At 40.8% G+C, this 15,147-nt stretch carries 15 protein-coding genes; 7 read left to right on the top strand and 8 right to left on the bottom strand.

Features of this window, described 5'->3' with window-relative positions; translation table 11 throughout:
• Positions 1–117: 117 nt before the first annotated feature.
• The 4 genes from B4F08_RS05995 to tenA form a co-directional block, all read right to left on the bottom strand.
• The gene (locus B4F08_RS05995; RefSeq protein ID WP_291373792.1) at positions 118–609 is read right to left on the bottom strand and encodes a pyridoxamine 5'-phosphate oxidase family protein; all 492 of its coding nucleotides are present in this window, start codon (positions 607–609) and stop codon (positions 118–120) included.
• 185 nt (positions 610–794) lie between these two features.
• Positions 795–3,626, bottom strand: a complete 2,832-nt coding sequence (gene uvrA, locus B4F08_RS05990) for an excinuclease ABC subunit UvrA (protein ID WP_291373790.1) — start codon at positions 3,624–3,626, stop codon at positions 795–797.
• 327 nt (positions 3,627–3,953) lie between these two features.
• On the bottom strand, positions 3,954–4,328 hold the full coding sequence (locus tag B4F08_RS05985) for a hypothetical protein (protein ID WP_086209138.1): 375 nt from the start codon (positions 4,326–4,328) through the stop codon (positions 3,954–3,956).
• Between the two features lie 163 nt (positions 4,329–4,491).
• Complete coding sequence (gene tenA / locus B4F08_RS05980) at positions 4,492–5,166, bottom strand: thiaminase II (protein ID WP_086209137.1); 675 nt, start codon at positions 5,164–5,166, stop codon at positions 4,492–4,494.
• Between the two features lie 211 nt (positions 5,167–5,377).
• On the opposite strand from tenA, the gene B4F08_RS05975 reads away from it, so the two are divergent.
• From B4F08_RS05975 to B4F08_RS05960, 4 genes are all read left to right on the top strand, one after another.
• On the top strand, positions 5,378–6,457 hold the full coding sequence (locus B4F08_RS05975; protein ID WP_086209136.1) for a DUF475 domain-containing protein: 1,080 nt from the start codon (positions 5,378–5,380) through the stop codon (positions 6,455–6,457).
• Between the two features lie 159 nt (positions 6,458–6,616).
• A complete protein-coding gene (locus B4F08_RS05970) occupies positions 6,617–7,981 on the top strand; it encodes an MFS transporter (protein ID WP_086209135.1) in 1,365 nt (454 codons plus the stop codon).
• 51 nt (positions 7,982–8,032) lie between these two features.
• Entirely contained in the window at positions 8,033–8,605 is a 573-nt protein-coding gene (ssb, locus tag B4F08_RS05965) for a single-stranded DNA-binding protein (RefSeq protein ID WP_086209134.1), read from the top strand.
• Positions 8,606–8,735: 130 nt separating this feature from the next.
• Positions 8,736–9,059, top strand: coding sequence for a hypothetical protein (locus B4F08_RS05960; RefSeq protein WP_291373787.1), 324 nt, complete (start codon positions 8,736–8,738; stop codon positions 9,057–9,059).
• A 153-nt stretch (positions 9,060–9,212) separates the two neighbouring features.
• Here B4F08_RS05960 and B4F08_RS05955 read toward each other — a convergent pair whose 3' ends face one another.
• Together B4F08_RS05955 and B4F08_RS05950 are read right to left on the bottom strand one after the other, a co-directional pair.
• A complete protein-coding gene (locus B4F08_RS05955; protein WP_086209132.1) occupies positions 9,213–9,602 on the bottom strand; it encodes a tautomerase family protein in 390 nt (129 codons plus the stop codon).
• A 162-nt stretch (positions 9,603–9,764) separates the two neighbouring features.
• Entirely contained in the window at positions 9,765–10,229 is a 465-nt protein-coding gene (locus tag B4F08_RS05950; protein WP_086209131.1) for a hotdog fold domain-containing protein, read from the bottom strand.
• Positions 10,230–10,366: 137 nt separating this feature from the next.
• On the opposite strand from B4F08_RS05950, the gene B4F08_RS05945 reads away from it, so the two are divergent.
• Positions 10,367–10,990 (top strand): TetR/AcrR family transcriptional regulator, encoded by a 624-nt coding sequence (locus tag B4F08_RS05945; protein WP_291373784.1) that lies wholly within the window; start codon positions 10,367–10,369, stop codon positions 10,988–10,990.
• A gap of 162 nt (positions 10,991–11,152) precedes the next feature.
• Entirely contained in the window at positions 11,153–11,716 is a 564-nt protein-coding gene (gene ahpC, locus B4F08_RS05940) for an alkyl hydroperoxide reductase subunit C (RefSeq protein ID WP_086209130.1), read from the top strand.
• A 105-nt stretch (positions 11,717–11,821) separates the two neighbouring features.
• Here the strand turns inward: ahpC and B4F08_RS05935 are convergent, their stop codons facing one another.
• Both B4F08_RS05935 and ycaC read right to left on the bottom strand, forming a co-directional pair.
• Positions 11,822–12,745 (bottom strand): LysR substrate-binding domain-containing protein, encoded by a 924-nt coding sequence (locus B4F08_RS05935; protein ID WP_291373782.1) that lies wholly within the window; start codon positions 12,743–12,745, stop codon positions 11,822–11,824.
• Between the two features lie 386 nt (positions 12,746–13,131).
• On the bottom strand, positions 13,132–13,758 hold the full coding sequence (gene ycaC, locus B4F08_RS05930) for an isochorismate family cysteine hydrolase YcaC (RefSeq protein WP_086209128.1): 627 nt from the start codon (positions 13,756–13,758) through the stop codon (positions 13,132–13,134).
• Between the two features lie 331 nt (positions 13,759–14,089).
• Between ycaC and B4F08_RS05925 the strand changes: the two genes are divergently transcribed.
• Positions 14,090–14,971, top strand: coding sequence for a pirin family protein (locus B4F08_RS05925; protein ID WP_151707190.1), 882 nt, complete (start codon positions 14,090–14,092; stop codon positions 14,969–14,971).
• Positions 14,972–15,147 lie beyond the last annotated feature (176 nt).

Below are 15,147 nucleotides of genomic sequence, written 5' to 3'. Positions count from 1 at the left end.
TTATTTATGGAAGAGGTCTATTTTAAATGTAATTTAAAGTTTTACTATTTTGGGTGTCATTGCATAATAATAAGTCGATAAATATTATTTAAAAGTGAATTCTGCTTTAGTGTAACATTATTTTAAATGATCCATCATATGCGGGTACTTTATCCATCGGTAAGCATTAACATTAAACTCTCTAACATGGGTGAAATCAGACCAAATTAATTTACTTCCTTTGGTCCATTTTAGAGACTGGATGCGAGCGTTCACTCGTAATTTCTCGTCTTCTGTCGCGGGCCTTAATTCTCCTAGTTCTGCATAGATTCTTACCCCAGGATAGGAGCTAAATTGTCCTTTAATAAAAGATGATAGCCAAAATAATTTGCTTGAATTTACAGCACTGATACAAACATTTTTATTTTGCTTTAAGTTTTCTGCTAATTGTTGAGAGAATGCATCAAATAGAAATCCTGTTCCATCATCATTCAAAAAGACAGTTCCAATTGGAGTAATATTTGGTATCCCATCGCGAGAAACACTAGCAATATTCGCATGCATATTTGCTTGCTGTGCTTTAGAAAAAACATTTTTAATTGTATTCCAGTTATTTGTATCTATAACCATTCTTATTTTTCCTTATTCTATATTTGTAGATATTTTTAAAATGAAATTGAATAAATCATTAATTGTAATTTTTTTAGGCGACAGTTATTGAATCTCCCCTAACCCCTCTTTGATAAAGAGGGGAACACCATTTGATTAGTAATGGGAACTCCCTCCTTTTTAAAAGGAGGGTTGGGGAGGATTTACTACTTCAACATCGGCTTCAAAAACTTCGCTGTATGCGAAATTTTATTCTTCGCAACCTGTTCAGGCGTTCCTTCCGCGATAATCATCCCGCCACCTGAACCTCCTTCTGGACCTAAGTCCACAATCCAGTCTGCGGTTTTAATCACATCCAAATTATGTTCAATCACCACAATGGTATTGCCCTTATTCCGTAGCTCATGCAGGATATCTAAAAGCTTAGCAATATCGTGGAAATGTAGACCTGTAGTTGGTTCATCCAAGATATACAGCGTTTTACCCGTATCACGTTTCGCTAGTTCTCGAGCCAGCTTCACACGCTGTGCTTCACCACCTGATAGTGTAGTTGCAGACTGGCCTAAGCGAATATAGCCTAAACCGACTTGATTTAAGGTTTCCAAACGACGGTGAATGACAGGAATCGCGTCGAAGAAATGCATGGCATCTTCCACCGTCATTTCCAACACATCCGAAATATTCTTGCCTTTATAACCGACTTCTAAGGTTTCACGGTTATAGCGTTTACCATGACAGTTATCACAAGGCACATACATATCAGGTAGAAAGTGCATTGCGACTTTGATCATGCCGTCACCCTCACAGGCTTCACAGCGACCACCTTTCACGTTAAATGAGAAACGCCCTGCGGCATAGCCACGTGCTTTGGCTTCTTGGGTCTGTGCAAAGAGTTCACGAATTGGGGTGAATAAACCGGTATAGGTTGCAGGGTTGGAGCGAGGTGTACGACCGATCGGGCTTTGGTCGATATCAACCACTTTATCAAGGAATTGCAGACCATCTATCGAGTCAAACTTTTCTGCAGTTAAAGTGGTTGCACCATTCAGTTGAGTCGCTGCCAAAGGCAATAATGTACGGTTAATCAAGGTTGATTTACCCGAACCAGACACGCCTGTGACACAGGTCATCACGCCTAAAGGAATGGTTAAATCTACATTTTGTAGGTTATGTCCGGCAGCACCCATCAATTTAATTTGTTCATCAGGCTTTGGTGGTTCAGTACGTTTTTTCGGAACTTCAATTTTCAGTTTACCTGATAAATACTGACCTGTGAGCGAGTCTGTATTCGCGAGAATTTCATCATACGTCCCTTCAGCAATCACATGACCACCATGAATCCCTGCACCTGGACCAATATCAATAATATGGTCTGCTGCCCGAATCGCATCTTCATCATGCTCAACCACTAACACTGTGTTGCCTAAGTCGCGTAAGCGAACCAAAGTTTCTAGCAAACGGTCATTATCACGCTGATGCAGACCAATGGATGGCTCATCGAGGACATACATCACGCCCATTAAACCTGCGCCAATTTGTGAAGCTAGACGAATACGTTGCGCTTCACCACCAGACAAGGTTTCTGCTGAACGCGATAGGCTTAAATAGTTTAGACCCACAGAGACCAAGAAATGTAGACGCTCACGAATTTCTTTAAAAATCTTATCGGCAATTTCACCTTTAGCCCCATCAAGATTTAAGTCCTGATAATAGCTTTCAGCATCGCCAATCGACATTTTGGTAATTTGGGCAATGGTTTTGTCTTTGACACGAACATGACGTGAAATTTCGTTCAGACGTGAGCCACCGCAGGCATCACAGGCCGCATTGGATAAATACTGTGCCAAATCATCACGAACATAGTTACTTTCAGTTTCGCGGTAACGACGTTCTAAGTGTGGCAAAATTCCTTCAAAGGCTTGTACGCGGTTATGTTTACGACCACGTTCATCTATGTAACTGAGATCAACTTTTTCTTTGCCTGTACCATAGAGGAATTTCTTTTTGGTATCGGCATCCAGTTCATTCCAAGGCGTATCCAAAGAAAAACCAAAATGCGCCGCCACTTTTTCAATCATGCTGTAGTAGTACGGGCGTTGTCTATCCCAACCACGAATCGCGCCTTGGCTAATCGAAACATCAGGGCTTGGAATGAGTTTTTCAGCACTAAAATGACTACGGGTCCCTAAACCATCGCAGGTTGGACAAGCACCAAAGGGGTTGTTAAATGAAAATAAACGTGGTTCCAGTTCTGCAACGGCACGGTCACATTCAGGACACGAGTGTTTAGCTGAAAAGACCCGATCGGGATGTTCACCATTCATCCACGAGAGAATGGCAATATCACCACCGAGACGTAGAGCAGTTTCAAAAGATTCTGCAATGCGGTTGCCGAGGTCATCACGGACTTTGAAACGATCCACCACCACTTCAATGGTGTGCTTTTTCTTTTTATCGAGTTCTGGGATCGGATCGAGATCTACAATTTCACCATCGACACGGGCACGCACAAAACCTTGACTTTGTAGTTGTTCGAACAGGTTTGAATATTCACCTTTACGTTCCCGCACTACAGGCGCAAGCAGCATCAGGGCGGTCCCTTCATCTAATCCTTTTACTGCATCGACCATTTCCGACACAGTCTGAGCCACCATCGGCAAATCATGTTCTGGGCAAAACGGTGTGCCGACACGTGCGTAGAGTAGACGTAAATAGTCATAAATTTCGGTAATGGTGCCCACCGTAGAGCGTGGGTTGTGGCTGGTCGACTTTTGTTCAATCGCAATTGCAGGGCTTAAGCCTTCAATTGAGTCAACTTCAGGTTTTTCCATTTGTGATAGAAACTGGCGCGCATAGGCCGAGAGCGATTCGACATAACGACGCTGACCTTCGGCGTACAGTGTATCAAATGCAAGCGACGACTTACCTGAACCAGAAAGTCCCGTGATCACCACGAATTTGTCGCGGGGAATATCAAGGTTCACATTTTTTAAGTTATGGGTACGTGCGCCTCGAATACGGATATGACTTTGGCTCATAAAACTATCTCGAAATTGTGCAGATAAAGGAGGTATATGATAACGACTTATGCTTTGTTCAAGTGTTACAGATGATTTTATAGCGACAAATTATGTCGGCTAGAAGAAAAAATGCTGCTGATAGACTGTAGCTAGATTTGATGGTCGAGACAAGTCTCAAAGTAGAGTGACAGACTGAGAGTTGGAGATGAAAAATTTGATATAAATATAGGAATAGAAGAAACATTAAAAATGTCAGGTGTATGGCAAAGCTAAAATGCTGTTGTCATTTGTATCGTTTGTCATACGCCTGAATGAGATCGTAATAGTTATGCTCTTATGCTGCGACTAACATGCGATGGCATAGCTACGTTCAAAGATTGAATCGACTGTTTCAAAAGCAAAAGGACGCGCGATGTCATGATGAATTCGCGCATAAAAATTAACCTCATGCTCAAGGGTTTGCAAGAAAGTGTCGTAGTCATCTTCAAAGTCAGGTAAGTCGAGTAAATCTTGTTGCCGACTTAAAAGACAATGATATTTTTTAATAAAAGCTAACATCAGTTTTTGAATGTGTGGATTGGTATAATAAATCAGATAGGTCGCGGCAGAACCGCAGTGTAAACAGCCTTTTTCAAGATAAATTTCTTCGTTATTTAGCCAGCAGCATTGTACGGTAAAAAATGCACGAATGGCTTCAGTACCTAGAGTATCAGGATGCATGGGAATGGCCCTCGAAAGTTAATTATNNCAAATGATAATTATTATCATTGGTGAAGTTTAGTTTTAAATCCTTAAAATAGCAATCGCGTCATCTGAAAAAATACGATGTTTGGGCAATAAAAAAGCCCTGAAGGGTTCAGGGCTTTTGGGATCATTTGAGCTTTTAAGCGTGGTCTAAACCGAGCCATTGCTGTTGTTTATAAGCGCTGTCCCAGAATAACCATTCCAGTTCAGCCCCTTTACGGTAGGCTTTATGCATTTTCTCAATGGTGTCAGCATCACAACGTGCAGCTACTTTATCAATGGTTGCAATCACATTGCGCACAGCTTGATTGAATTCTTCTCCTGCATAAGTATCAATCCAGGCTTGGTATGGGTTGTTAGCGATAGAGTTGCCCACAATGTCTTTACCGACTTCAGCATAAATCCAAAAACAAGGTAAGAGTGCCGCTAACACCACAGGATAGCTTTCAGACCATGCTGTTGCGGTTAAAAAAGAAGTGTAATGATGACAAGCTAAAGTCAAAGGAGTTTCTTCAAATTGTTGTTTTGAAATCCCAAAGTTTTTCATAAAACCATCGTGCAAGCTGCGTTCGACTACAATTGCTTCTTTGGCCCCTTGGCTAAACTGAATAATGTCATCAGCATCATAAGCTTTGGCGCCACATACGGCGAGCGCGCGACCATAAGCCACCAAGTAATGTGCATCTTGGATGACATAATGACAAAACGCTTCTTTATTCAAGCTACCTGAAGCCAATTCTTGGTTAAAAGGCAAAGCCAATGTTTTTTGATATAAGTCGACATTACGTTGCCAAACATCTTGAGAAAAAGCCATTAATTTATCCTGAGAAAAGCCGAAATATGGGCAAGACTATAACAACTGTTGACTCGGAAGAACAATCCAACACTGTGTGGTGAGGAAATAAGTAAAAATTAACGAAGATGTTTTGGTTTCATCTACAAAAACGGTCATAATTGCGACCATAAAACTCAACCTGATTTTTAAGTTTTAGTTAATTTCCAAATTTTTTAAAGGTCGATCTGTCATGATGAAACATTTTGGTTTCTCTATCATTTTTACGATCGTGTGTCTTGCGTTGTCTGCGTACTGGGGTTTTACCCATGGACCAGAAGCGGGCTTAAAGACCATGTTTACTGCACTGACTATTACTGCCATTTTAGCGGTGATGGAAGTCTCTTTATCTTTTGATAATGCTGTGGTCAATGCGTCCGTGTTACGTGGTTGGGATCATTTTTGGAAAATGTTATTCCTTACCGTGGGTATTTTAGTCGCTGTATTTGGTATGCGCTTAATCTTCCCTGTCGCAATTGTGGCGGTAACTGCAGATATGGGCTTCGTTGAAGTCGTTCAATTGGCTTTAAATGATCCGAAGACTTATTCACAACGTTTGATGGATCATCATCCTGAAATTGCTGCATTTGGTGGCGCGTTCTTATTGTTAGTGTTTCTTAACTTCTTTTTGGATGAAGGTAAAGATACGCACTGGTTCCGTTGGTTGGAGCGTCGTTTGGCAAACTTGGCCAATGTCCCTGCAATGTCTGTATTCTTGGCCTTGATTGCACTCTTGGTGATGGCGGCGAATGTTGATGAAGCCAAACGTCTAGTCGTGACTATGGCAGGAATCTGGGGCATCGTGGTTTATATTGGTGTACAGGTACTGAGCCATTTACTCGGTGGCGAGCCTGAAATTGATGAAGATGGTAATGCAATTGTGCATGATGCCAATGGCGCAACGACAGGTGTCGTTAAAGCGGGTATCGGTGGTTTCTTATACCTCGAAGTTCTCGACGCATCGTTCAGTTTCGATGGTGTGATTGGTGCCTTTGCCATTACTTCCGATGTCGTGATTATCATGTTGGGCCTTGCCATTGGTGCGATCTTTGTGCGTTCGATGACCATTTACTTGGTCGAAAAAGGCACCTTGGATGCTTATGTCTTCCTTGAACATGGTGCGCACTATGCAATTGGTGCTTTGGCATTTATTATGCTGGCAAGTGGTACAGGTCTTCATGTTCCTGAAATTGTTACAGGTTTAATTGGTGTAGCCTTTATTGTTTGGGCCGTGATTGCGTCTATCCAATATCAAAAACATCAAGCCGTTTAAAGCAGCTTGTTTTGAACCGAAGAAAAGCGCAGCTCAGGCTGCGCTTTTTGTTTTTCAGATCAGGAACGCTTTTATTAAATATAAAATTCATGTCGCTAGTCGGATTGAATAGCCTATAATCTTGATCCAAGATTAATTCAATACAGTCTGTCTTCGTTTATGATGAATGCTTTAGAACGTCGTTCAACTTTTGCCTTAAGCAGTATTTTTGCCTTACGCATGTTGGGTTTGTTCATGATCATCCCTGTCTTTTCTGTAGCAGGGCAGACTTATGAATATGCAACACCTGCACTGCTCGGTTTAGCTGTGGGGATTTATGGTTTAACCCAAGCTATTCTACAGATTCCATTTAGTCTGATTGCTGACCGTTATAGTCGGAAGCCTTTGGTGGTTTTTGGGCTGCTTCTGTTTGCATTGGGCGGTGCAATTGCGGCAATGTCAGACACTATTTATGGGGTGATTATTGGTCGTGCTATTGCCGGTGGTGGTGCTGTTTCTGCTGTGGTGATGGCGCTCCTCGCCGATGTGACCCGTGAAGAAAACCGCATGAAAGCCATGGCAACCATGGGGATGAGTATCGGGGTTTCTTTTGCTGTAGCCTTTAGTTTGGGGCCGTGGCTTACCGGTTTAGTGGGTATTTCAGGTTTGTTTTGGGTAACGACGATCATGGGCCTGGCCGCCATTTCAATGTTGCTGTTGGTTCCAAAAGTTACCCGCCACCATCGAAATTTTGATCAAGGTTATTTGGCTCAGCTCAAACAAGTTTTAAAAATGGGTGATCTGAACCGTCTGCATGTATCAGTGTTTAGCTTACATTTATTGCTGACAGCAATGTTTATTTATGTCCCATCACAGTTGATTGATTTTGCCAAAATTCCACTCAATTCGCATGGTTGGGTGTACTTGCCATTGTTGGTGATTAGCCTGTTTTTTGCTTTCCCAAGTATTGTATTGGCTGAAAAATACCGCAAGATGCGCGGCATCTTTTTAACTGCGATTGGCGGTATTATTTTAGGCCTAGGCATTCTAATTTTTGGTTTTGAGTCAAAGTATATTTTGCTCACGGGTTTGGGCTTATTCTTTATTGCTTTTAATGTTATGGAGGCGTTGTTGCCCTCATGGTTATCGAAAGCCGCACCAATTCAGTCTAAAGCCACCGCGATGGGCGTAAATGCCAGCAGCCAGTTTTTAGGCGCTTTTTTTGGTGGCGTTACAGGTGGACAATTATTGTTATTAAACAATACTGCTTTGGGCTGGAGTATTCTGACTGGACTTGCCATTATTTGGTTATTGATTAGTTTTGGTTTGGCGCAGCCACGCTATTTATCTTCGATGGTGCTACGTTTACCTGAACATAAACAAACAGATGAATGGACTTCCCAACTTTTAGCGATTCGTGGTATTGAAGAGGTCGTGGTGATGTCTGATCAGCAAGTGGCGTATGTCAAGGTCGATAAGCAGCAAATAGATGATGCGACGCGACAAGATTTAACGCAGTTGTTAGGGAAAGAGGTAGCCATTTAAGCATAACTCTTATAAAGTAAATAATAGAAATAGATAGGAAGTAAACATCAGATGCGCGGTGTAAATAAAGTTATTTTAGTGGGCACATTAGGCCGAGATCCAGAGACGAAAACTTTTCCAAATGGTGGTTCGTTGACTCAGTTTTCAATTGCAACCAGCGACTCTTGGACAGATAAAAGTACAGGTGAGCGTAAAGAGCAAACTGAATGGCACCGTATTGTGTTACACAACCGTCTAGGTGAAATTGCGCAACAATACCTGCGCAAAGGCTCAAAAGTGTATATTGAAGGTTCATTGCGCACGCGTCAGTGGACAGACCAAAATGGTCAAGAGCGTTACACCACAGAAATCCGTGGTGAGCAAATGCAGATGCTAGACAACAACCGTCAGCAAGGTGAGCAAATGCAAGGCGGAAATGATGGTTATGCACAACCACGTTTCAACAATAACCAAGGTGGAGGTTATAACAATAACAACCAAGGCGGTTATGGTGGCAATCAAGGTGGTAACAACCAACAAGGTGGTTATGCGAACAATAACCCAAGTGGTTTTGCACCAAAAGCAGCACCTCAGTCTGCGCCTGCAACAGCACCAGCGGATATGGATGATGACCTTCCGTTCTAACTGGTATCAGGTATAAACCTTGTACAAAGTGATCAAAAAGAACTTGATTGATATCAAGTTCTTTTTTTATGTGCAGAGAAACTCAGATATTTTGGATAAGGCACTTTGTTTATTTTAAAGGGCTTAAAAATTGAAATTAAGACAATCAAAAAGCGAAGCCTCTGGATGGATGTGTTGTGGAACAGGCTTTATCGGCTATACCGTTTTTATATTCTTTTTGCTCTCAGAAAGAACACATGGCATCCATTATTCTGAAAATCTTGCTTTATTTAATCAAAATATACTGTATTTTTTGGCCTTTCTCTTAGTTACGTTATCTATAGGGAAAAAGCGTCTATTTACAGATGGGCATGGAAATAGCCCCGTATGGGTGGATAGGTATGTTGCCCCATTTGTATTTTTTTTATTAGGTGTCATATTCCCTGCGATGTTTTTTATTCTGATAATTAAATAAGTTAAAGTGATCATTTAATATCGTAGATCTTGTATCAATGAATTTATACAGGCGCATTTTCAAGGGCTTTTCTGTTGTGGCTGTGCCTGCATTAAAGTGTCTTCATTGGAAACTCACAGTTAAATAGTGGTTTTTTATACTGTATTTTATTTTCTAAATATTGATCTGATAATTTAATTGTAATTCATCAGCATTTTTACCTCTAATTCCCCAGTTTTCTTTTGGGGTTTCAAATATTGTGATTTCAATATCATTGAAATCAATTCCACATAAATCATTAATGTTTTGAAATAGTGTGTTAATGAGGGCTTTTTTTGCTTCTTTTGTCCTGCCCTCAAACATAGAGATTTCGATAATGATGTAAGATTCTGTACGGTCTGATGGGTAAATAAAATGTTCTGATTCTAATGAAATGAAACGTTGAAATTTTTTTTCTATGGGATATTTCAGTGTTTTGGTTAACGCTTGGTGAATGGCAATACTTAGATGATCTCGATGTCTTTTTATGGTTTTATTTAAAGCATAGATTTTAATTTGGGCCATGACTTTCTCTATATTTTAAAATGAAATTAATGGGGATAGATCATCATTCATCTTAACAGAGTGTATGCAAATTCATTTGAAAAAGATCATTGTTAGTTTGTACGCATTTAAGATGAACGGATTGAAAACCCACCATCGAATAGTGGGTTTTGGTCGCAAATTTTATTTTTTCAGTGAAACCCACATTGTAATTGTGGCACGAAAAACCAGTTCTTGAGCAGTGTTTTTAACTTCAACATTGACCACATAATCACTGCCTTCATTCCAAACAAAATTGGACTGTGCTGGTGTTGCCACTGCGACTAAATCAGTCGATGCTTTCTGTATATATTCGACTTGCATGCCTTTTGGAATCCAGCGGTGCGTATTGGGTACGGTCACATCGGTCATGGTGCCTCCGGCGAGTTCTGCCATATTACACATCGCAATGGCATGCACAGTACCAATATGATTCAACACAGCACGGTGTTTTTTTATGCTCACTTCGCAGTAGTCTGGGCGCAGTTGTTCGAATAATGGGGAGATACTGCTGAAATAAGGCGCCTTTAAACACAGCAGTTTTGAAAATGTCCATTTCCCAGCAGGTTTGGCTTCTAGGGTTTTCCATATTTTTAAGGCTTGACTCATGGTGATGTCCTTCATGCATTATTTGAAGAATAATATTCTCATACAGAATATTATTCTGTATTTGGCTGATTTGACGACTCTTCTACACAAAAGAGCGAGTCTTGATTTATGATGAGCACAGTAAAAAAGGAATGATGATGCAAAACATAGCCTTACTTGAACGAATTTATCCTGGTCGACGTGCGGAGCTTAAACGTCAGATTTTAAATTGTGCTTTACAACAGTTTATTCAGCAGGGTATCGAAAGCACGACCATAGAGATGATTCGAGATGCTGCTGAGACCAGTGTTGGGGCGATTTATCATCATTTTAAACATAAAGAAGGCATCGTTTCGGCTTTATATATTTCGGCTTTAAAGGATCAAGCGACTCAACGTATGCAAGCTTTGCAACAGAGTCAAAACCTTAAACATGGACTGTATGCCGTTATTCATAGTTATCTGGACTGGGTAGAGCAGTATCCTGATTTTGCACGATTTTTATATGCAGCCAGTTACAGTGTGCAGCAAGGGATACATGCCGAAACGTTAAAGCAGGAAAACTTACAGCGTAATTTGCAATTAGGTCAGTGGCTGGCTCTTCAGCCTGATGCCGAGTACATGATTGCTGTGCCAGTTGAACTTCGCCTTTCTCTGATGATTGGACCAACAGAAAGCTACTGCCGTGCTTGGTTATCTGGTCGAGTAAGCCCTTTACCTACAGATTATGCAAACGTTTTAGCTCAAGCAGCATGGCAGTCTTTAAACGCATTTCAGATGTAAAACTTGATAGTGACAACTGTGACAAGGGTAAAACTTAACGAGGGTTTTCTAATCTAAAAAACCGATAAATTTCATAAAAACTTACTGTTTCACCAATTTTTAATTTGCACGTATTCTAGCTTCATTACTTAAGCACATCCATTCATTTTTGAGGAAAAATACATGAGTTTAATCAATACTGAAGTTAAAGCGTTTAATGCAACAGCGTACCAAAATGGTGAATTTATTGAGTTGTCTGAACAAAACCTTAAAGGTAAATGGTCTGTTGTATTTTTCTATCCTGCTGACTTTACCTTTGTTTGTCCAACCGAATTAGGCGATTTAGCCGATCATTATGCTGAATTCCAAAAATTGGGTGTGGAAATTTATGGTGTATCTACAGATACTCATTTTACCCATAAAGCATGGCATGACACTTCAGATGTGATTGGTAAAATCCAATATCCATTGATTGGGGATCCGACTTGGACATTGTCTAAAAACTTTCAAGTACTGATTGAATCTGATGGTTTGGCTGATCGTGGTACATTTGTGATTGATCCCGAAGGAAAAATCCAAATTATTGAAATTAATGCAGGCGGTATTGGCCGCGATGCTTCTGAATTGTTACGCAAAGTGAAAGCTGCGCAATATGTACATGCGCATCCAGGTGAAGTATGTCCTGCAAAATGGAAAGAAGGTGAAGCGACGTTGGCTCCTTCAATTGATTTGGTCGGTAAAATCTAAGTAGATCGAATGATACAAGGTCGTGCATCGTTCCAATCTATTGGAACGATGCACATAAAAAATCAGCCCAGTGGCTGATTTTTTTATAGTGAGTACGGTTATTTTTTAAAGGTGATAGCCTTTACTGTTGGTGGCAAAGTCGCGTAGGCCTTGAATCAAATGTTCAATCAGTTTTTCCATGACCAAGCGCTGTCCTTTGCGTGAAGCATAGACCAGTTGTACGGTGCCAATATTGGAACACCAGTCAGGTAAAATATGAACCAAGCGACCAGTTGTAATGTCATCTTCTACGGTTAAGTAGGGCAGATTGGCAATGCCTAAACCATCTAAGGCTGAATAATAAATGCCTGCTACGTCATTACTTTTTATCCGTGGTGTCAAAGGAATGACGATTTGTTCTTGGGTCTCAATATGATGTAATAGCCACTGATATTGGTTCTTTTGTACCCCAAGCGCGAGGGTTGGGAAATCATTCAATTCTGTCGCAAATTGAATGTTGCGTCCTTGTAGAAGTTCAGGGCTGGCAACTAGGCAATGTGTAGTTCTTACGACATCACGTACCACAATGCTGGAGTCTTCATTGGCTGTGAAATTGGTACGAATCGCCAGATCAATATCATCATGTAGGACATCCACACGACGACTGGTGAGCTCCATTTCAACTTGAACTTTGGGATATTGTTTTAGAAACTGATTGAGCAAACTGCGAATTTGATAGCGCATCATGACCGAAGGGCAACTCAGTTTGATTAAACCCTGAGGTTCGCTTTTCTGTTTCAGTAAAACGTTGTTGGCAGTTTCAACTTGCTGAATAATTTGTTGGCATTCATCAAATAATTCCTGACCCAAAGGTGTCACTTTAAAGTGACGGGTTGAGCGTTGAATGAGATTCACATTATATTTAGCTTCAAGGTCTAAAATGCGGCGACTGAGCTTCGATTTGGTGATATTTGAGGCCTCACTTGCGGCACTAAACCCCCCGTGTTTGACCACAAGATAGAAATAATAATAGTCGTCAAATGAATGCATGATGTGTTTAAGCCTGTATAGATTTACGACATATCGCAGTCTGTTATGAATGTCTTACACTGTATCATTGCGGATGGGTAAGCACGACGAAAAAGTGATCTGAAGATCTAATGCTGGCCTGTTCAGTTTTCTTGTCATGAGCCCCTTAATTTTTGAGTCCGTAAAAAAGTATCTTGCAACATAGCGTGTTTCACTGCAGAACTTGCCAGATTCCTTTGATGCGGAAATAGATCGCAGGACGCTGACTTGTTTAAACTGTTTTTGCCTTGAATCGTGCCAGATAAAAGTTCTACCTATCAAATAACATGATGAATTTAAAAATAAAATGCCAATCAATTTCTGAACTGATTGGCATTAATCCAAAGATCGCTTCTTCGCTCAGCAGATTATTTGCTCGCTGTATTTTTACTATAACTTTGAATCAGGTTTTTATAGTCTGGGATGTGTGCTGCAAAAAGAGCGCCTAAGCCTTCAATATCATTACGCCAGTCACGGTGTAATTCACAAGCTGCACCAAACCAAGACATTAGTTGAGCACCAGCTTGTGACATACGATCCCATGCGGCATCACGCGTGATGGGGTTAAATGTTCCTGAAGCATCAGTGATGATAAATACTTCAAATTCTTCTTCAAGTGCTGAAAGTGCAGGGAATGCCACACAAACCTCTGTCACCACACCTGCAATGATTAACTGTTTTTTACCTGTTGCTTTGACTGCTTTGACAAAGTCTTCATTGTCCCATGCGTTGATTTGTCCTGGACGTGCAATATAAGGAGCATCTGGAAACATATCGACCAATTCTGGGACTAAAGGTCCGTTTGGACCATCTTCAAAGCTGGTGGTTAAAATGGTGGGAAGATTAAAATATTTTGCTGCTGCGGCAAGGGCAAGCACATTGTTTTTAAATTTATCAGGGTCAATATCACGGACCAATGACAGCAAACCTGCTTGATGGTCAACTAACAGCACGGCTGCATTATCTTTGTCTAAACGAATATATGGCTGAGTCATTTTTCTATCCTCTGTGTGGTTATCTATAAAACCGAAAAGCCAAAGATCTGTTTATTTTCGCTTCTCGATTTAGCACCATCCTAGTGATGAAAATGGGACAATAAAATAAGCCAAACGAGATGCTTAATCTTAAAAATAGGAAAATTTGAGCAAAAATATGCCATCACAATAAAAGATGGCTTTGTTTTTCAAATGGTTTTTATAAAAGCAGGATGGTTCTAATGATATTGTCCTACTGGTGTGATTGTGTGTATTGGCACAGAGCTATAAGTGAACTGAGGAAAGGGGTAGTATAGATTGCTATTCATCCTATCCATATAGGAGTTCCAAGATGAAAAAAGTAATAGGTGTATATCGCAATCAAAACATGCATTGGGTCGGTGACGGTTTTCCAGTTAAAAACCTGTTTTCATACGACCGTTTAGGCCAAGCCATTAGTCCGTTCTTACTGTTGGACTATGCTGCACCATACAAATTTGATCCGACTACGACTCAACGTGGTGTGGGTTCACATCCACACCGTGGTTTTGAAACCGTTACTATTGCATATAGTGGCGAAGTCACACATAAAGACTCGAGTGGTGGTGGCGGTACGATTAACACAGGTGATGTACAGTGGATGACCGCAGGTGCAGGTGTGGTGCATGAAGAGTTTCATTCACCTGCCTTTGCTGAACATGGTGGTCTGTTTGAAATGGTGCAACTTTGGGTGAATTTGCCAGCCAAAGATAAAATGACTACGCCACGTTACCAAGCTTTGACTGTTGCGGAAATTCCACGGATTGAAATGGATGATAATGCAGGACATATCCGTGTTATTGCAGGTGAATTTGGCGGTCATCATGGTCCAGCGCAAACTTTCAGCCCAGTCAATGTATGGGATGGAGAACTCAAAGCAGACTACGAAACTTTTGTGCATGTTCCTGTGACTCATAACACCATTGTGGTTGTGCTCAGTGGTGAAGTGCTGATTAATGGCACACAAAAAGTGGTGGATAATTCAATTGTGATGTTCGCTCAAGATGGCGAAGCTGCAATCCAGTTTCAAGCACTCACAGACACTAAATTTTTGGTGTTGACGGGTGAGCCACTCAACGAGCCTATCCAAGGTTATGGTCCGTTTGTGATGAATAGCAAAGAGGAAATAGTGCAGGCTTTTGATGATTTTAATCGTGGAAAGTTTGGTGAAATTCCAGTTGCTGTGGTGGACTAAGCACTGACTGTCTAAAAGAAGAAATCCCTACTCGGTCAAGAGTAGGGATTTTTTATGCGCTGTATCTTTCTAGTTTTAGCTCGTTTTGCATAGTTACCTAGGCAATATTATGTGATGTAGTTATCATTTTTATGTGGGGCGTATCTTAGCGTCTTTTGCGGATGTTGTAAAACATC

Origin of the sequence: Acinetobacter sp. UBA6720 (genome assembly GCF_002454215.1) — a bacterium.
Classification (GTDB): Bacteria; Pseudomonadota; Gammaproteobacteria; order Pseudomonadales; family Moraxellaceae; genus Acinetobacter.
Note: the sequence above shows the minus strand (reverse complement) of the source record. Positions and strands in the feature narration are given on the sequence as shown.